The 17,409-nt window shown below is 72.4% G+C and carries 15 protein-coding genes and 1 pseudogene; 6 read left to right on the top strand and 10 right to left on the bottom strand.

Annotated features, from left to right (window positions below):
• Nucleotides 1–26: 26 nt before the first annotated feature.
• The 3 genes from ACODR5_RS06285 to ACODR5_RS06275 form a co-directional block, all read right to left on the bottom strand.
• Nucleotides 27–524 (bottom strand): HNH endonuclease, encoded by a 498-nt coding sequence (locus tag ACODR5_RS06285; RefSeq protein WP_449854785.1) that lies wholly within the window; start codon nucleotides 522–524, stop codon nucleotides 27–29.
• 402 nt (nucleotides 525–926) lie between these two features.
• A complete protein-coding gene (locus ACODR5_RS06280) occupies nucleotides 927–1,787 on the bottom strand; it encodes a M23 family metallopeptidase (protein ID WP_449854784.1) in 861 nt (286 codons plus the stop codon).
• A gap of 210 nt (nucleotides 1,788–1,997) precedes the next feature.
• The gene (locus ACODR5_RS06275; protein ID WP_449854783.1) at nucleotides 1,998–2,696 is read right to left on the bottom strand and encodes an iron-dependent transcriptional repressor DtxR; all 699 of its coding nucleotides are present in this window, start codon (nucleotides 2,694–2,696) and stop codon (nucleotides 1,998–2,000) included.
• Nucleotides 2,697–2,804: 108 nt separating this feature from the next.
• On the opposite strand from ACODR5_RS06275, the gene serC reads away from it, so the two are divergent.
• On the top strand, nucleotides 2,805–3,914 hold the full coding sequence (serC, locus tag ACODR5_RS06270) for a phosphoserine transaminase (protein WP_488983056.1): 1,110 nt from the start codon (nucleotides 2,805–2,807) through the stop codon (nucleotides 3,912–3,914).
• Nucleotides 3,915–3,989: 75 nt separating this feature from the next.
• Here the strand turns inward: serC and ACODR5_RS06265 are convergent, their stop codons facing one another.
• Both ACODR5_RS06265 and ACODR5_RS06260 read right to left on the bottom strand, forming a co-directional pair.
• Entirely contained in the window at nucleotides 3,990–4,763 is a 774-nt protein-coding gene (locus ACODR5_RS06265) for a DUF3027 domain-containing protein (protein WP_488983055.1), read from the bottom strand.
• Nucleotides 4,747–5,127 carry a cold-shock protein gene (locus ACODR5_RS06260; RefSeq protein ID WP_460817885.1) on the bottom strand — a complete coding sequence of 127 codons (381 nt, stop codon included), beginning with the start codon at nucleotides 5,125–5,127 and terminating at the stop codon, nucleotides 4,747–4,749. The genes ACODR5_RS06265 and ACODR5_RS06260 overlap by 17 nt, the downstream gene beginning before the upstream one ends.
• A 105-nt stretch (nucleotides 5,128–5,232) precedes the next feature.
• On the opposite strand from ACODR5_RS06260, the gene ACODR5_RS06255 reads away from it, so the two are divergent.
• The 5 genes from ACODR5_RS06255 (at nucleotide 5,233) to ACODR5_RS06235 (ending at nucleotide 11,463) form a co-directional block, all read left to right on the top strand.
• Nucleotides 5,233–5,511: a multidrug ABC transporter ATPase gene (locus ACODR5_RS06255; RefSeq protein ID WP_460817887.1), complete on the top strand. Its 279-nt coding sequence runs from the start codon at nucleotides 5,233–5,235 to the stop codon at nucleotides 5,509–5,511.
• Nucleotides 5,512–5,524: 13 nt separating this feature from the next.
• Nucleotides 5,525–7,186, top strand: coding sequence for a helicase-associated domain-containing protein (locus tag ACODR5_RS06250; protein WP_460817888.1), 1,662 nt, complete (start codon nucleotides 5,525–5,527; stop codon nucleotides 7,184–7,186).
• Between the two features lie 94 nt (nucleotides 7,187–7,280).
• Entirely contained in the window at nucleotides 7,281–8,927 is a 1,647-nt protein-coding gene (locus tag ACODR5_RS06245; RefSeq protein WP_449854777.1) for a DNA repair helicase XPB, read from the top strand.
• 82 nt (nucleotides 8,928–9,009) lie between these two features.
• Nucleotides 9,010–9,705: a response regulator transcription factor gene (locus ACODR5_RS06240; protein WP_261165162.1), complete on the top strand. Its 696-nt coding sequence runs from the start codon at nucleotides 9,010–9,012 to the stop codon at nucleotides 9,703–9,705.
• Between the two features lie 84 nt (nucleotides 9,706–9,789).
• Nucleotides 9,790–11,463, top strand: coding sequence for a sensor histidine kinase (locus ACODR5_RS06235; RefSeq protein ID WP_488983054.1), 1,674 nt, complete (start codon nucleotides 9,790–9,792; stop codon nucleotides 11,461–11,463).
• 166 nt (nucleotides 11,464–11,629) lie between these two features.
• Here the strand turns inward: ACODR5_RS06235 and mqo are convergent, their stop codons facing one another.
• The 5 genes and pseudogenes from mqo to ACODR5_RS06210 all read right to left on the bottom strand — a co-directional run.
• Nucleotides 11,630–13,075 carry a malate dehydrogenase (quinone) gene (gene mqo / locus ACODR5_RS06230; protein WP_488983053.1) on the bottom strand — a complete coding sequence of 482 codons (1,446 nt, stop codon included), beginning with the start codon at nucleotides 13,073–13,075 and terminating at the stop codon, nucleotides 11,630–11,632.
• A 90-nt stretch (nucleotides 13,076–13,165) separates the two neighbouring features.
• Complete coding sequence (locus ACODR5_RS06225; protein ID WP_488983052.1) at nucleotides 13,166–14,239, bottom strand: aspartate-semialdehyde dehydrogenase; 1,074 nt, start codon at nucleotides 14,237–14,239, stop codon at nucleotides 13,166–13,168.
• Between the two features lie 68 nt (nucleotides 14,240–14,307).
• Nucleotides 14,308–15,612 carry an aspartate kinase gene (locus ACODR5_RS06220; RefSeq protein ID WP_460817896.1) on the bottom strand — a complete coding sequence of 435 codons (1,305 nt, stop codon included), beginning with the start codon at nucleotides 15,610–15,612 and terminating at the stop codon, nucleotides 14,308–14,310.
• 99 nt (nucleotides 15,613–15,711) lie between these two features.
• Nucleotides 15,712–16,305: a recombination mediator RecR gene (gene recR, locus ACODR5_RS06215; protein WP_449854772.1), complete on the bottom strand. Its 594-nt coding sequence runs from the start codon at nucleotides 16,303–16,305 to the stop codon at nucleotides 15,712–15,714.
• 17 nt (nucleotides 16,306–16,322) lie between these two features.
• Nucleotides 16,323–17,409, bottom strand: a pseudogene (locus ACODR5_RS06210) (hypothetical protein); the annotation flags it as partial.

Raw genomic sequence — 17,409 nt, 5'->3', positions numbered from 1 at the left:
CTCTACCGGGCGCGGGTGAACGCGGATCAGGCCGCGAGCGCCAGGTACGGCTCCCAGCGCGGGTCGCTGCGCTCCACGCCGCGCACGGTCCACGCGCCGCCGCGGGGCGGGCGCGGCGTGACGCGCAGCTCCCAGCCCATCTCCTGCGGCGTGCGGTCGCTCTTGACGTTGTTGCAGCGCAGGCAGGCCGCGACGAGGTTCTCCCACGAGTCCGCACCGCCGCGCGAGCGCGGCAGGATGTGGTCGATGGTCGACGCCGGCTTGCCGCAGTAGCCGCAGCGGTGGCCGTCGCGGCGCAGCACCCCGCGGCGCGTCACGGGCACGCGGCGGCCGCCCGGCACGCGCACGTAGCGGGTGAGCACGATCACCGCCGGTCGCTCGTACGACCCGTGGGTGCCCCAGATCGGTTCGTCCTCGATCCGCTCGACGATGCTCGCCTTCTCGTTCATGACGAGCACCAGCGCGCGCTTGAACGAGACGACCGCAAGGGGCTCATAGCCCGCGTTCAACACCAGAGTGCGCATGCCGTGTCCTTTCGACGGGTCCCGGACGGCTTCCGGGCTCTCGATCCAGCGACGTCGCGCTCTGCGGTGGAGAGCGATGCGAGGGCGCGCAGGGACGAAAAAAGGCGCTGTCTCACAGACAGCGCCTTCTGCACGCGGACGACCCGCGCATCGTGTGCACACGATGCCGAAGCACGTAACGCCCGAGCGCATCCGTGGTTCGGATGCGAGGTGTTCGTGACATCGGCTTCTCCCTCCGCTTCGCGCGGCGACGGGATCAGAGTAGCCCAGCCGGGGCCGCGCGGGGCCATCCGCGAGGTGAACATTCCCGGGCGTGTCGACGGCCCCGGCTCGCCCGGTGGTGCCGCCGAGACGACGAGGGCCCCGCCGGCGGCTGCCGACGGGGCCCTGCGAGGCCGCGGATCAGTACGGCAGCCAGCCCTGCGGGTTGACGACGCCGCCGTTGACGTAGACCTCGAAGTGGAGGTGCGGTGCGGTGGAGCGACCGGTCGATCCGACGTAGCCGATGACCTGGCCGGCGGTGACGGACTGGCCCGCCGAGGCCGCGATCGACGACATGTGGCCGTAGCGGGTCTTGGTGGCGCTGCCGCCCACGTTGCTCTCGATCACGACGGCGTTGCCGTAGCCGCCGCTCCAGCCGGCCTGCGAGACCACGCCGTCGGCGGCCGCGAAGATCGGCGTGCCGGTCGCGGCGAGCAGGTCCCAGCCCATGTGGTAGCCCGAGTCGCCGAGGCCGCGACCGGAGGTCCACGAGCCGGCGGGGAGCGGGAAGACGACACCCTCGCTCGGGGCGGACGGCATGACGTTGCCGGAGTAGACGGAGGCGGGCGCGGACGCCGCGGCGGCGGCCGCCGCGGCCATCTCCTTGGCGCGCTCGGCGGCCTCGGCCGCCGCCTTCTTCTTCTCGATCTCGCTCGCCGTCGTGGCCGAGTAGCTCGAGGCGCTCAGCTGCGAGGCGGCCGCGCCGCCCTCCACCGTGAGCGACTGCGCGTCGGCCTCGGCGATGTCGTGGGCCGTCACCTGCTCCGCGTCGCCACCCTGGGTGGCGGCGTAGGCGGGGATGGCGACGCCGGCGATGAGCGCGAGGACCGCGGCCATCGTGCCGGCCGCGCGCAGCGGGCGCACCTTCGGGGTGCTCTCCGCGCGCAGCGTGCGCTCGGCGCGGCGGATGTCGCGCCGACTGATCTTCGCGGGCGCGATCGCGCCGTTCTCGGGGGTGTCCGAGGCCTCGGGTGAGCCTGCGGGCGTGGGGTTCTGGGTCAAGACGTGTTCCTCCGTCGCCTCGCGCTCGGGCAGCGCCGGCTCGTCAGCACTCGTCGTCGGACAGTGCATCCTGCAAGAAGGACGAGCCGGAGAGGCGATTGCTTGCAGAACGGGTTCGGGGCCTTCCGGCCTCGGGATTTCCCCACCCTACGGGAAGATAACGAAAATGTCACGCTCCGATTCTGAGAGCGCCCGCGCGCCCTCGACCGGTCAGCGCGGAGCGACGAGGAAGACGTGCGAGGCGATCTCGACGGGCAGCTCGAGCGCCTCGTCGCTGCCGTCCATGTGCACGAGCACGTACCCCTCGCTGTAGCGGAAGTCGCCCGAGGCGCCGGGGACCACGCCGGCCACGCGCAGCTGCTGCAGCAGCTCGGGGTCGACCTGCGCCGGCTCGGCCAGGCGGCGCACCGTGCCCTGCAGCGGGCCGCCCTGCGCGTCGAGCGCCTTCACGAGGCCGATCACGCCCTCGTCGAAGTCGCGGCCCGGCTCGCCCCCGATGAGATCGAGGCCCGGGATCGGGTTGCCGTACGGCGACTCGGTGGGGCTGCCGAGCAACTCGATGAGGCGGCGCTCCACCTGCTCGCTCATGACGTGCTCCCAGCGGCACGCCTCCTCGTGGACGTACGCCCAGTCCAGGCCGATGACGTCCGACAGCAGCCGCTCGGCGAGGCGGTGCTTGCGCATCACGTCGACGGCCTTCTGCCGGCCGGCCTCCGACAGCTCGAGGCGACGGTCCTCGCCCACGTGCACGAGCCCGTCGCGCTCCATGCGGCCGACCGTCTGCGACACCGTGGGACCGGAGTGGCCGAGCCGCTCGGAGATGCGCGCGCGCAGCGGCACGATGTTCTCCTCCTCGAGCTCGAGGATGGTGCGAAGGTACATCTCCGTGGTGTCGATCAGGTCGGTCATCCGGGCCTCCGTGGGGTTCCTCCGGCAATCCTATGCGGCGCGGCATGTGGGTTCCCCTGGACCCCATCCCGCGCGGAGCCACGGCGCGGCCGGTCCTACCATGGACGCATGACGCTCACGATCCCCGCCGATCTCCTGCCCGCCGACGGACGATTCGGCTGCGGCCCGTCCAAGGTGAGGGACGAGCAGGTCGCCGCCCTCGCGGCCGCCGGGCGGTCGCTGCTGGGCACGTCGCATCGCCAGGCACCCGTGAAGGACCTCGTCGGCAGCGTGCGGGAGCGCCTCGCATCGCTGTTCCGCCTGCCCGAGGGCTACGAGATCATCCTCGGCAACGGCGGATCCACGGCGTTCTGGGACGCGGCGGCGTTCGGGCTCATCGAGAAGCGCAGCCAGAACCTCACCTTCGGCGAGTTCGGCGGCAAGTTCGCCGCGGCCGCGGCGGCACCGTGGCTCGAGGCGCCCGATGTGCGCAAGGCGGAACCGGGATCGATCGCGCTGCCCGAGCCCGTGGCGGGTGTCGACGTGTACGCGTGGCCGCACAACGAGACGTCCACGGGCGCCACCGCCCCGATCGCCCGCGTGGCCGGCGACGACGGGGCGCTCACGGTGATCGACGCCACGAGCGCGGCGGGCGGGATCGACTTCGACGCCGCGCAGGCGGACGTCTACTACTTCGCGCCGCAGAAGAACCTCGGATCGGACGGCGGCCTGTGGCTGGCCGCGGTGTCGCCCGCCGCGATCGAGCGGATCGAGCGGGTCGCGGCGAGCGGCCGGTACATCCCCGAGTCGCTGAGCCTGGCCACCGCGCTGGACAACTCCCGCAAGAACCAGACGTACAACACCCCGGCGCTCGCGACGCTGCACCTGCTCGACAGCCAGCTCGAGTGGATCCTCGGCCGCGGGGGCCTCGCGTGGGCCGACGCCCGCACGCGCGAGTCGTCGCAGGCGCTCTACGCGTGGGCCGAGGCCTCGGCCGTGGCCACGCCGTTCGTCGCCGACCCCGCGCACCGCTCCCCCGTCGTCGTCACGATCGACTTCGACGAGACGGTCGACGCGGCGGCCGTCGCCAAGACGCTGCGCGCCAACGGCATCGTCGACACCGAGCCGTACCGCAAGCTCGGCCGCAACCAGCTGCGCATCGCGACCTTCGTGTCGGTGGAGCCGGATGACGTGCGTCAGCTGATCCGCTCGCTCGACTACGTGCTCGCACAGGGCTGAGGCGGGCCGCCGCGGGTCTCGACTCCGCGCCTGTTCCGCAGCGAGCCGAGGCCGCGACTCATCAACGCGGCGACGTCAGTCCTCTTCGTCGTCCTCGTCGGAGTCGTCGTCCTCGCCGGAGTCCTCGTCCGGGTCGTCCTCGTCGAGCTCGTCGATGTCGACGCCGTCCACGTCGCCCGCGTGCAGCACCGGCGATGCGTCCGCGTCGAGGTCGTCGTCCAGGCCGTCGTCCTCATCGAGGTCGTCCTCATCGAGGTCGTCCTCATCGAGGTCGTCCTCATCGAAGTCGTCCTCGTCGTCCTCGTCAGCCTCGGCGCCGTCGGCGGTGCCCGACGCCGCCCGGCTCGCGGCCTCGGCCGCGGCCTGAGCGGCCTGGTACTCCTTCAGCCGCACCGACCAGGGCACCCACTCCGGCGCGAGCAGCGCGCCCTCACCGGGAAGCAGCTCGGCCTCGAGCACCGTCGGCTCGGCGCCCTCGACCACGGCGAGCGAGACCGTCCAGTACCAGCCGGGGTAGCCGGGCAGCGTGTTCTCGAAGAGCAGCGAGACGACCCCGTCCGGCTCGACCCGGTGCCCCGCGGGGGCGCCGATCGACGAGGCCGGCGTGATCTCGCGCAGCGCCTCGAGCGCGAGGTCGTGGGCCTCGAGCAGCCGCGTGTCGGCGACGACCTGCCCCGGCTCCTCGGCCTGGGCATCCGCCTCGTTCACGTCCGCCCCGGCATCCGCGTCCGCCCCGGCATCCGCGGTCGCCTCGTCCGCCGCGATCGCCTCGCCCGTCGAGGGGACCTCGGACTCCGGCACGACGTCCCCCTCGGGGGCGTCGTCTGGCGTGTCAGACGTCGAGCTCATCGGCGACCCTCCGCAGCACGGCGGCGGCCTTGCGGGCGTGGCTGTTCGAGGGGTAGTGGCCGCGACGCAGGTCCTCGCCCACACCGTCGAGCATCTTCACGAGGTCCTCGATGATGACCGCCATGTCCTCGGCCTTCTTGCGGTTGGGCTTCACCCGCGTGGGGGGCGCCTCGAGCACGCGGACGGAGAGGGCCTGGGGGCCCTTGCGTCCGTCGGCGATGCCGAAATCGACGCGCGCGCCCTGCTTCGGGACGGTGCCGGCCGGAAGCGCGCTGGCGTGCAGGAAGACGTCCTGGCCGTCGTCCGAGGCGATGAAGCCGAAGCCCTTCTCCTCGTCGTAGAACCTGACCTTGCCGGTGGGCATGGGACACCTCTTGCTGAGCGATCGTGCGGACGGATGCGGGTGCGGCACGTCGCCGCTCCCCGTTTCCAGCCTACCCATCCGCCGGCGACGCGTATCCTGGTCGGGATGAGCAGCAAGCAGCCCGCCGACGGGGCCCCGGTCCGTCGCATCGATCGGATCCTCACGTTCATGTCGCTCGGCGTGATCGTGCTGTCGGTGGCCTCGTTCTTCGCGCTCCTGATCGCCGACGCCGCTGGCCTGGAGTCCGAGGACTTCGGCCGCGGCGCGTGGCCGATCATCGCGACGATCCCGATGATCGGCTTGCCGATCGGGTTCCTGCTCATCTTCGCGCTGCTGATCATGTCGATGATCCGAAGGGGACGGGCGTCGGACCGCCCGTCCTGATGCCCCGGATCGCGTGGTAGCCGAAGCGCGCACGCTCGCGGAGCGTCTCGCCGCCAGAGAGGACGGCGAGATCGCCCGACTGCTGGGCGCCCGGAGGGTGTCACCCCACGCGGCGTGGCGCAGCTGGTTCGACGCGGCCGAGGCCCTGCTCGACACCGGCTCGATCGCGGTCGCCCTGCGCGCGCTGCCCCGCGACGACCTGCACGCGCTGCGCTCCGGTTCCGGCCCCGAGCTCCTGGGGCTGACCGACGCCGACGGCCGCCCCTTCGCCCCGGTCGCCGCCGCGCTGCCGGACGTCGTCACGCCGACGCCCCTGCGCACGCCCGAGCCGGCGTCGGCCGACGCCGCCGCCCACGCCGCCGAGCGCGCGTTCACGGCGACGACCGCGCTGGCCGATCTGCTGATCGACGCCCTCCGCGTGCCCCTGGGGCGCGTCGCGACGGGCCTGGCCGCCACCGAGCGCAAGCGCCTCGTGCAGGAGGAGCTGGCGCGCGACGGCGCCGACGCCGACGCGCTCGTGCGCGCCGCCGAGCTCGCCGGACTGCTGCGCGGGCAGGAGCGACGCTGGCTCGTGACGCCCGCGGGGGCGGAGTGGATCCGCCGCTCCACCGGCGAGCGCTGGTCGTCGCTCGTGGCGGCCCTGCGGGGCGCGCTGCCCGCGGGGCTGCGCGCCGACGGCGGCTGGATCGATCCGGAGCTGTGGCCGGACGCGTATCCCCTCGACCCCGAGTGGCCCGAGCGCGCGGCGAGCTGGATCGCGCTGTGGCGCCTCGTGGGCCTCGTCGCGGAGGACGGCGGCGAGCCGGAGTGGGCCGCGCCCGCGCGCGGCGGCGCCGCACCCGACCCCGCTCCCCTGCTGGCGCTCCTGCCGCACGAGGTCGATCGGGTGTTCCTGCAGAACGACCTGACGGCGATCTCGCCGGGGCCGCTGGCCCCCGAGCTCGACGTGAGGCTGCGCGGCATGTCGGTGCGCGAGTCGCACGCGCAGGCGTCGACCTACCGGTTCACCGAGGCGTCGATCGGGCAGGCGCTCTCTGCGGGAGAGACCGCCGAGGGCATCCGCGGCTTCCTCGCGGAGCTGTCTCTCACGGGCCTGCCGCAGCCGCTCGCGTACCTGATCGAGCGCACCGCGGAGCGGCACGGGCTCGTCCGCATCTCGCTGGATCCCGAGACCGGCCACACCGTCGTCTCGAGCCGCGACCACCAGCTGCTCGACACCATCGCGGTCGATCAGGCGCTGCGCGCGCTCGGCCTCGTGCCCGACGGCCGGCTGCTGCGCACCCGCGCCGACCGGGCCGCCGTCTACTGGGCGCTCGCCGATGCGCGCTACCCCGTCATCGTCATCGACGAGGAGGGCGAGGCGGTCGCCCTGCGCCGGCACCGGCTCGCGCCGGAGGAGGCGCCGGACGCCGACCGCTACGCGCCGCTGATCGCCCGCCTGCGGGAGTCGGAGTCGGCCGACGCCGACGCCGCGTGGCTGGAGCGCGAGCTCGACGCCGCCGTGCGCGAGAAGGCCACCCTCATCGTGGCGGTCTCGCTCCCCGACGGCTCGACGCGCGAGTTCACGCTCGAGGCGACCGGCCTGGGCGGCGGCCGTCTGCGCGGACTCGACCGCGGCGCCGACGTCGAGCGCACCCTGCCGATCCGCTCGATCGCCTCCGTCCGCCGCGCGTAAGCGCGCGGGGCAGGGATGTCGGCCCCGCGTCGATCGGCGGAGTGCGCCCACGAGCCGATGCCCCGTTCACCGCACGGCGGTAGACTCGTTCGCTATGTCTGATGGTCCCCTGATCGTCCAGAGCGACCGCACGGTGCTGCTCGAGGCGGCGCACCCCGACGCGGAATCGGCGCGCCACGATCTCGCCGTCTTCGCCGAGCTCGAGCGCGCGCCGGAGCACATCCACACCTACCGGATCACGCGGCTCGGGCTGTGGAACGCGCGCGCGGCCGGCCACACGGCCGACGACATGCTGCAGACGCTCGACCGGTGGAGCCGCTTCCCCGTGCCGCCGTCGGTCTCCACCGACATCCGCGAGACGGTGAACCGATACGGCCGGCTCACGATCGAGCGCGGCGCCGAGGGCGAGCTGCTGCTGAAGTCGACCGATCGCGCGGTGCTCGCGGAGGTCTCGCGCAACAAGCGCATCCAGCCGCTGCTCGTGGGGCAGCCGGCGCCCGACACGTTCGTCGTCGACGCGTGGGCGCGCGGGCACATCAAGCAGGAGCTGCTGAAGATCGGCTGGCCCGCGGAGGACCTGGCCGGGTACACGCCCGGCACGCCGCATGCGATCGCGCTCGACGAGGACGGCTGGGCGCTGCGCCCGTACCAGCAGCAGGCCGTCGACACCTTCCGCGCCGACGGATCGGGCGTCGTCGTGCTCCCGTGCGGCGCGGGCAAGACGCTCGTGGGCGCGGGGGCCATGGCGGCGACGAAGACGACCACGCTCATCCTCGTCACCAACACCGTCTCCGCACGCCAGTGGCGCGACGAGCTGCTCAAGCGCACCACGCTCACGGCCGAGGAGATCGGCGAGTACTCGGGCCAGGTCAAGGAGATCAAGCCCGTCACGATCGCGACCTACCAGATCCTCACGTCCAAGCGGAAGGGCCAGTACGCGCACCTCGACGTGCTCGACGCGCTCGACTGGGGCCTGATCGTGTACGACGAGGTGCACCTGCTGCCCGCCCCGGTGTTCAAGCTCACCGCCGACCTGCAGGCACGCCGCCGCCTCGGCCTCACCGCCACCCTCGTGCGCGAGGACGGACGCGAGGGAGACGTGTTCAGCCTCATCGGCCCCAAGCGCTTCGATGCGCCGTGGAAGGAGATCGAGGCCCAGGGGTTCATCGCCCCGGCCGCCTGCTACGAGGTGCGCGTCGACCTGCCCGCCGACGAGCGCATGGAGTACGCGGCGAGCGCCGACGAGGACCGCTACCGCCTGGCCGCGACCGCGCCGGCGAAGATCGACGTCGTGCGCGACATCATCGCGCGCCACGCCGGCGAGCAGGTGCTCGTCATCGGCCAGTACCTCGACCAGCTCGACGAGCTCTCGCAGGCCCTCGACGCGCCGAAGATCACCGGCTCCACGCCGGTGGACGAGCGCGAGCAGCTGTTCCAGGCGTTCCGCGACGGCACGCTCCCGGTGCTCGTGGTGTCGAAGGTCGCGAACTTCTCGGTGGATCTGCCGGACGCGTCCGTCGCGATCCAGGTGTCCGGATCCTTCGGGTCGCGCCAGGAGGAGGCCCAGCGCCTCGGCCGCCTGCTGCGGCCGAAGAGCGACGGGCAGACGGCGAGCTTCTACACCCTCATCGCCCGCGACACGGTCGACCAGGACTTCGCCCAGAACCGCCAGCGCTTCCTCGCCGAGCAGGGCTACAGCTACACGATCCTGGACGTCGAGGATCTCGTCGCCGCTGCCTGAACGACAGAGCGCGCGTGTTCGCTTTCGGCCGATCCGTCGCGATTTCCAGCCCGATCATCGATCCGGCCGACATAATGGGGCCATGACCGCACCGCGCATCCTCGTTGTCGATGACGAGCCGAACATCCGGGATCTCCTGTCGCAGAGCCTGCGATTCGCCGGATTCCAGGTGAAGACCGTGATCAACGGCGCGCAGACCATCTCCGCCGTCCTCGAGGAGGAGCCCGACCTCATCGTGCTCGACGTGATGCTGCCCGATATGAACGGGTTCAGCGTCACCAAGCGCCTGCGCGACGCCGGCTACACCGCGCCGATCCTGTTCCTCACCGCCAAGGACGAGACCGAGGACAAGATCAAGGGCCTCAACGCCGGCGGCGACGACTACGTGACCAAGCCGTTCAGCCTCGACGAGATCGTGGCGCGCATCCAGGCGATCCTCCGCCGCACCATGCAGAGCGAGGAGGAGGAGCAGGTGATCCACGCCGGCGAGCTGACGATGGATCAGGACACGCACGACGTGTACGTGGGCGACACGCAGATCGAGCTGAGCCCGACGGAGTTCAAGCTGCTGCGCTACCTCATGCTCAACCCCAACCGGGTGCTGTCGAAGGCGCAGATCCTCGACCACGTGTGGGAGTACGACTTCAACGGCGACGCCGGCATCGTCGAGAGCTACATCTCCTACCTCCGCCGCAAGATCGACCCGCACGCCGCGGAGCCGCTCATCCAGACCAAGCGCGGCTTCGGCTACATGCTCAAGGTCGACAAGGCCTCGTAGGGCACGATCCTGTCCAAGGAACCCGACGCCCTCACCCGCTGGTGGCGGCGGATCAGCCTGCGGGCGAAGGTCACCGGCGTCACGGTGGCCGTGCTGGCGATCGGCCTGTTCGTCGCGGGCGTCGGCACCTCCTTCGTGCTCTACAGCGCCCTGCTGTCGAACGTGGACGAGTCGGTCGTGCAGCGCGTGCAGAGCGACACGCTGGCGGAGCGCGTGCTCGACGCCGCGGAGGGCGAGGGGGATCTCGACGATCTGCGCACCGAGTACTTCATCGCCCTCTACGACCCCGACGGCCGTTTCGTGGCCTCGGCGGGCGGCCTGCGCAGCGACGCCGTGCCGCCCGAGTTCCCCGACACGCTCACGCTCGATCAGGCCCAGCCGCTCACCTCGGAGCGATTCGGCCTGAAGGGGGCGGACGGCTCGGAGTTCCGTGCCTCGGTGGGGATCGTCCAGCCCGCGGGGAAGAACGCGTTCTACAGCCAGATCATCGCCCTGCCCCACGCCGAGGTCATCAGCGTCGTGCGCACCTACTTCGCCGTGTTCACGTTCGTCGCGCTCATGACGATCGTCGCCGGCGCCTTCGGCACGCGCTGGCTCGTGACGCTCACGTTCCGTCGCTTCCGGCAGGTGGAGTCGACGGCGATGGCGATCGCCGGCGGCGACTTCCACCAGCGCATGACCGACATCGAGCCGACCACCGAGATCGGCCGGCTGAAGCAGGCGATCAACACGATGCTCGACCGCGTCGACGCGTCGATCTCGCAGCGCGACGCGACCGTGCGCCAGATGCGCCGGTTCATCGGCGACGCCAGCCACGAGCTGCGCACCCCGCTCGTGAGCGTGCGCGGCTACGCCGAGCTGTACCGGATGGGGGCGATCCAGACCCCCGAGGACACCGCCAGGGCCATGGAGCGGATCGAGAAGGAGGCCACGCGCATGGGCGTGCTCGTGGAGGATCTGCTGGCCCTGGCGCGCCTCGACGAGCGCCGCGAGCTCGACATCGCCCCCATCGACCTGCGCCGCGTGGCGCGCGACCTCGCGCTCGACACGCGCGCCGCCGATCCGTCCCGCGCCGTGACGGTGATCGACCGCACGCTCGAGGCGCTCACCGGCCCCGTCCCCACTGTGCGCGAGTCGACGGAGGAGGCGGGCCCCTCTGAGGGCGGTCATGAGCAGCGGCGGCGCCACCCCGCGACATCGGCGATCGAGCGGGTCACGGCCGCGACGATCGACCGGCTGCGCCGGCGCCGGGCCGCCGCCGAGGCGGGCGACGACGTTCCGGCCATGGACTTCTCGGAGCCGCGTGCGCGGATGGTGGCCCTGCCGCCGATCGTGCTCGGCGAGGAGAACAAGGTGCGCCAGGTCGTGACCAACCTGCTCGGCAATGCCCGGCGCTACAGCCGCGCGGGCTCGCCCATCGAGCTCGAGGTGGGGGTGGATCCCGCCCACGACATGGGATGGATCGCCGTCGTCGACCACGGCGAGGGCGTGCCCGAGGCCATCCGCGAGCAGATCTTCGAGCGGTTCTGGCGCGCCGACACGTCGCGGGCCCGCGAGACCGGTGGCAGCGGCCTGGGGCTCGCGATCGTCGCCTCCATCGTCGAGGCGCACCACGGCTCCGTCACGGTCGAGGACACCCCGGGTGGCGGTGCCACGTTCAAGGTCTCGTTCCCGCTCGCCGAGCGGCGCGAGATGGCCGAGCACGCCGAGATCGAGACGCAGCCCCTGCCGAAGCTGCGCGATCAGCCGCGCGAGTAGCCCCCGGCGGCCGCTGCGCGCGGGAGTTGCGGTGGTCGCTTCATCTTCGTTCAGCAACCGTGGGGTTGATCCGATCGGTTGCTGAACGGAGCGGCCGCAGGCCACGGAGATGAAGCGACCACCGCAGCCGCCCGTCGTCCGACGGCGGCGGGGCGCCGGAAGCGCGTCAGGCGGGGAGGCCGAGCTTCTCGGCCGTGGTCGACATCGAGGCCGATGCCGCCTGCGCGTCGCCGTTGAGCGTCGTGCCGAACGTGGGGATGAGCTCCTGCAGGTGCGGCTTCCACGCGTCGAAGCGGTCGGGGAAGCAGCGCTGCAGCACGTCGAGCATGATCGGCGCGGCCGTCGAGGCACCCGGCGAGGCGCCGAGCAGACCGGCGATCGATCCGTCGGCCGCCGCGACCACCTCGGTGCCGAACTGCAGCTTGCCGCCCTTCATCACCTGGGCGCGCTGACCGGCCTGGATGAGCTCCCAGTCGGCGCCGTCGGCGTCCGGCACGAACTCGCGCAGGCTGTCGATCTTCTTCGCGCGCGTCTTCAGCAGCTCGGTGACGAGGTACTTCACGAGGTCGAGGTTCGTGACCGCCACCTTGAGCATCGAGCCGATGTTGCTCGGGCGCACCTGCTGCACGATGTCGAGCATGCTGCCCGTCTTGAGGAACTTCGGGCTGAACGTGGCGAAGGGGCCGAACAGCAGCGATCCCTCGCCGTCGACCATGCGCGCGTCCAGGTGGGGCACCGACATCGGCGGGGCGCCCACGGCGGCCTGCGAGTAGACCTTCGCGCGGTGCTTGGCGACGAGCTCGGGCTTGGTCGTCTTGAGGAACTGCCCGCCGATCGGGAACACGCCGTATCCCTTGATCTCGGGGATGCGTGCCGACTGCAGCACCTTGATGGCCCAGCCGCCCGCGCCCACGAAGACGAAGCGCGCCTTGAGCGATCCCGGGGTGCGACCCACGCGGTTGCGGTAGCGCACCTCCCATGTGCCGTCCTCGGCGCGCTTGAGCTTCTTCACCTCGGTGTCGAGGCGCAGATCCAGCCCGCCCTCGACGAGGTGCGCGAAGAGCTGCCGCGTGACGGCGCCGAAGTCCACGTCGGTGCCCGACGGCACGCGCGTGGCCGCGAACGGCTCGCCCTTGCGGCGCTTCTGCATGAGCAGCGGCGCCCACTGGTTGATGACCCGCGAGTCCTCGCTGTACTCGATGCCGGCGAAGAGGGGCTGCTCCTTGAGCGTCTCGTAGCGGCGCTTCAGGTAGGCGACGTCCTTCTCGCCCTGCACGAACGTCATGTGCGGCGTGGCGTTGATGAAGGTCGACGGCGCGTCGAGGATGCCGCGCTCGACGAGCGATGCCCACAGCTGGCGGCTGAGCTGGAACTGCTCGTTGATGCCGATCGCCTTGGCGGGATCGTCCGCGTCGGGCATGTAGTTCAGCTCGCACAGGGCGGCGTGGCCCGTGCCCGCGTTGTTCCAGGGGTTGGAGCTCTCCTGCGCGACCTCGCCGAGGCGCTCGAACGCCACGATCTTCCAGTCGGGCTGCAGTTCCTTCAGGAGAGTGCCCAGCGTGGCGGACATGACGCCGCCGCCGATGAGCACGACATCGACAGTTTCACTCACCAGACAATCCTACGGCGGCGCCAGGAGGCCCCGGACCACGCCCGCGGCGAAAGAACGGCCGTTCCTTCGCGGAGGCGGCGCCGATCGGCGTCAGGCCGCGGCGACGCCGATCCGCGCGGCGACGAGCTCCGCGATCTGCACGGCGTTGAGGGCGGCGCCCTTGCGCAGGTTGTCGTTGGAGACGAACAGCACGAGGCCGCGGCCCTCGGGCGCGGACTGGTCGGCGCGGATGCGGCCGACGAAGCTCGGGTCCTTGCCGGCCGCCTGCAGCGGCGTGGGCACCTCCTCGAGCGCCACGCCGGGGGCGTCGGCGAGGATCTCGCGTGCGCGCTCGGGCGTGAGCTCGCGCGCGAACTCGGCGTTGATGCTCAGCGAGTGGCCGGTGAACACGGGCACGCGCACGCACGTGCCGGCCACGCGGAGGCCCGGCAGCTCGAGGATCTTGCGGCTCTCGTTCCGGAGCTTCTTCTCCTCGTCCGTCTCGTTCAGCCCGTCGTCGACGAGGTTGCCGGCGAGGGGCAGGACGTCGAACGCGATCGGCGCGACGTACTTCTGCGGCGCCGGGAAGTCCACGGCCGAGCCGTCGCGCACGAGCCGCAGCGTGTCGCCCTGCGCGAGCACGCCCTCCACCTGGTCGAGCAGCTCCTCGGCGCCGGCCAGGCCGGATCCGGACACGGCCTGGTACGTGGAGACGATCAGCCGCTCCAGCCCCGCCTCGGCGTCGAGGGGCTTCAGCACGGGCATGGCCGCCATCGTCGTGCAGTTGGGGTTGGCGATGATCCCCTTGGGCGCGTCGGCCGCGGCGTGCGGGTTCACCTCGGCCACGACGAGCGGGACCTCGGGATCCATGCGCCACGCGCTGGAGTTGTCGATCACGACGGCGCCGGCGGCGGCGAAGCGGGGCGCGTGCTCCTTCGACGCCGCGCCGCCCGCCGAGAACAGGGCGATGTCGATGCCGCCGAGGTCGTCGGTGGCGATGTCCTCGACGACGACGGTGTGGCCGTTCCACTCGATCGCGGTGCCCGCCGAGCGCGGCGACGCGAAGAAGCGCAGCTCGCGGATGGGGAACGCGCGCTCGGCCAGGATCTCGCGCATGACCCCGCCCACCTGTCCGGTGGCGCCGACGACGGCGACGGAGAGTCCAGAATCGGAGATGCGGGTCATGGCGGTTCCTCTGATCGAGCGCGGGGTTGGTCGATTCTACCCGGACGCCCCGCGCCCCGGACCCGCCCCTACCGGCCGGTACCCGCGTAGACGGTGGCCTCGATGTCGCCGTCCAGCCCGTACGCGGTGTGCACGGCGCGCGCCGCCTCGTCCAGCTCGTTCTCGCCCAGGATCACCGAGATGCGGATCTCGCTCGTCGAGATCATGTCGATGTTGATCCCGTGCCTGCTGAGCGCCTCGAACAGCGTCACCGAGACGCCCGAGTGGGTGCGCATGCCGGCCCCGACGACCGAGAGCTTGCCCACCTGGTCATCGTGCACGAGGTTCTCGTAGCCGATCGCGTCGCGCTCGGCCGCGAGCGCCTTGACGACGTCGACCGCCTGCTGCTTGGGCAGGGTGAAGGAGATGTCGGTGCGGCCCGGCTGGGCGGACTGCGCGTTCTGCACGATCATGTCGATGTTCGCGCCCGTCTTGGCCACGAGGGTGAAGATCGCGGCGGCCGAGCCGGGCACGTCGGGCACGCCCACGACGGCGACCTTCGCCTGGCTGCGGTCGGTGGCCACACCCGTGACGACGGGCTCTTCCATTCCGATGGCGTCGGACATGTCTGCTCCTTCGGTGAGGCGAGGATCGGTCATCCCCTCGCCCAGCACGTACGTGCCGTCGTTCGAGGTGAACGTGGATCGGGCGTGGATGAGCACGCCGTGACGCCGCGCGTACTCGACGGCGCGGATGTAGAGCACCTTCGCGCCGTTCGCGGCGAGCTCGAGCATCTCCTCGGCCGAGACCCGGTCGAGCTTGCGCGCGAGCGGGACGACGCGCGGGTCGGCGGTGAAGATGCCGTCGACGTCGCTGTAGATCTCGCAGACGTCGGCGCCCAGGGCCGCCGCGAGGGCGACCGCGGTGGTGTCCGAGCCGCCGCGTCCCAGCGTGGTGATGTCGCGCGTGTCGCGGTTGAAGCCCTGGAACCCGGCGACGATGACGATCGCGCCGTCGTCGAGCGCCTCGCGCAGGCGCACCGGGGTGACGTCGACGATCCGGGCGGATCCGTGATCGGCCGTCGTGATCATGCCCGCCTGGCTGCCCGTGAACGAGCGGGCCTCGTAGCCCATCGAGTGGATCGCCATCGCGAGCAGCGCCATGGAGATGCGCTCGCCGCTGGAGAGCAGCATGTCGAGCTCGCGCGGCGCCGGCACCGGCGCCACCTGGTTCGCGAGGTCCAGCAGTTCGTCGGTCGTGTCGCCCATCGCGCTGACGGCGACGACCACGTCGTGGCCGGCGCGGCGCGTGTCGACGATGCGCTTGGCGACGCGCTTGATGCTCTCGGCGTCGGCGACGGACGAGCCGCCGAACTTCTGCACGATCAGGGCCACGTGTAACTCCCGGTGATCCGGCGCGGACGGGTGCGCCTGATCGTCCATCCTAGGGGTGCGATTCGGTGGTGCCGGCCCGGCGATCCGGCCGGGGCGCGCTCAGAGGCGGCGGCGGCCCTCGAAGGCGCGGCCCAGCGTGACCTCGTCGGCGTACTCGAGGTCGCCGCCGACGGGCAGGCCCGACGCGAGGCGCGAGGCGGGGATCTGCATCGACGCGAGCAGGCGGCTGAGGTACGCGGCCGTCGCCTCGCCCTCGAGGTTCGGGTTGGTCGCGATGATGACCTCCTGGACCGTGCCGTCGGCGAGGCGCTGCATCAGCTGCGCGATCCGCAGGTCGTCGGGACCCACGCCCGCGATCGGGCTGATCGCGCCGCCGAGCACGTGGTACAGGCCGCGGAACTCGCGCGTGCGCTCGATCGCCGAGACGTCCTTCGCGTCCTCGACCACGCAGATCAGCTCGGGATTGCGGCGCGGGTCGCGGCAGATGGCGCAGCGGTCCTGCTCGGACACGTTGCCGCAGATCTCGCAGAACCGCACGCGCTCGCGCACCTCGCGCAGCAGCTCGGACAGGCGCGACACGTCGAAGGAGGGCGTCTGCAGGATGTGGAAGGCGATGCGTTGGGCCGACTTGGGCCCGATGCCGGGAAGGCGGCCGAGTTCGTCGATCAGCTCTTGGACGATGCCGTCGTACATGCGGGGGTCCGTCCGGATCAGGCGAACCGCGTGGGCGGCTCGTAGGGCTCTTCGTGCAGGAACCGGGCGCCCAGGATCTGGCGCACCACGGCCTCGCCGCGGCGCTCGACGCCCTCGGGCACGAGCACCTGGCGGCGCTGCACCGTGGGACGCTCCGGCAGCGGCTCGTCGTCGGCATCGACCGGCGGCTCGTCCGGCATCACGGCGCCATCGCGCTCGAGCGTGGCGACGCGCGCGCCCGCGGCGACCTCCTCCGGGTCGTCGTCGACGGCCAGCGACGGCGGGGCCATCGGGGCGATCGATCCCGGGATCGGCGCCACGGCCCACCCCGCGGCGGGCGGGGCCGCGTAGGCGGACTGCCGCGGCGGCGCGGCGGGGCCGGCGGGCTCGTCGTCCGGGCCCGGATCGGGGTCGTCGTCGGGCGGCGGCGGCACGTCGTCCGACGGCGCGTCGACCCTGGCGCGGTACTTCACGCGCACGCCGAGCACGCCGAGGATCGCGGTGCGCAGGTCGTCGCTCGCCGCCCCGCGGAAGCCGTTCATCGCGCCATGGCTCGGGAACGACATCATGAGCACGTCGCCCGGCTGCACCTCGGCCACGGTCGAGACGGCCACGAGGCGGGCGCTCTCGGGCGCCGCGTCGCGCAGGCGCTCCATGACCTGCGGCCAGGCCGCGCGGATGGCCTCGAGCGTGAGCGGCGCGGGCGCCCCACCGGAGGGAGCCTCCGCGGCGCCCGGCGCCTCGGGTACCGCCTCGGTCGCGGGCTCGGACGCGGGAGGAGCCGGGGGCGCGGGCGGCTGGTTCCCGCCTGGCGCCGCGGCGTCGGCCTGCGGGGCCGGCGCGTCCGCGGCCTGCTGTCCGGGCTCCGCAGCCGGCGGCACCGGCGAGGCCGCGGGCGCCGCGGATCCCGGCGCGACCGTCGCCCACCCGGCGCCGGGGACCTCGTCGAGGGCCGGCGGCGCGGCTGCCGGCTTGGGCTCCGCGGCCCGCTCGGCCGGCTTCGGCTCCGCCGCCCTCTCGGCCTGCGGATCCGCGCCGGCATGCGGCATCGCGACCGGCGGCGCGACGGCGGCGGGGCGCTCCGCCACGGGGGCGGCGACGGGA

The sequence above is a fragment of the Microbacterium sp. FG3 genome (genome assembly GCF_057809335.1).
Note: the sequence above shows the minus strand (reverse complement) of the source record. Positions and strands in the feature narration are given on the sequence as shown.

Excerpts from the sequence above, each read along its gene's own strand:
- ACODR5_RS06225 (WP_488983052.1), bottom strand. The coding sequence starts at position 14,239 with ATGACCCGCATCTCCGATTCTGGACTCTCCGTCGCCGTCGTCGGCGCC.
- ACODR5_RS06285 (WP_449854785.1), bottom strand. The coding sequence starts at position 524 with ATGCGCACTCTGGTGTTGAACGCGGGCTATGAGCCCCTTGCGGTCGTC.
- recR (WP_449854772.1), bottom strand. The coding sequence starts at position 16,305 with ATGTACGACGGCATCGTCCAAGAGCTGATCGACGAACTCGGCCGCCTT.
- ACODR5_RS06260 (WP_460817885.1), bottom strand. The coding sequence starts at position 5,127 with ATGCCCACCGGCAAGGTCAGGTTCTACGACGAGGAGAAGGGCTTCGGC.
- serC (WP_488983056.1), top strand. The coding sequence starts at position 2,805 with ATGACGCTCACGATCCCCGCCGATCTCCTGCCCGCCGACGGACGATTC.
- ACODR5_RS06255 (WP_460817887.1), top strand. The coding sequence starts at position 5,233 with ATGAGCAGCAAGCAGCCCGCCGACGGGGCCCCGGTCCGTCGCATCGAT.
- ACODR5_RS06265 (WP_488983055.1), bottom strand. The coding sequence starts at position 4,763 with ATGAGCTCGACGTCTGACACGCCAGACGACGCCCCCGAGGGGGACGTC.
- ACODR5_RS06275 (WP_449854783.1), bottom strand. The coding sequence starts at position 2,696 with ATGACCGACCTGATCGACACCACGGAGATGTACCTTCGCACCATCCTC.
- ACODR5_RS06245 (WP_449854777.1), top strand. The coding sequence starts at position 7,281 with ATGTCTGATGGTCCCCTGATCGTCCAGAGCGACCGCACGGTGCTGCTC.
- ACODR5_RS06240 (WP_261165162.1), top strand. The coding sequence starts at position 9,010 with ATGACCGCACCGCGCATCCTCGTTGTCGATGACGAGCCGAACATCCGG.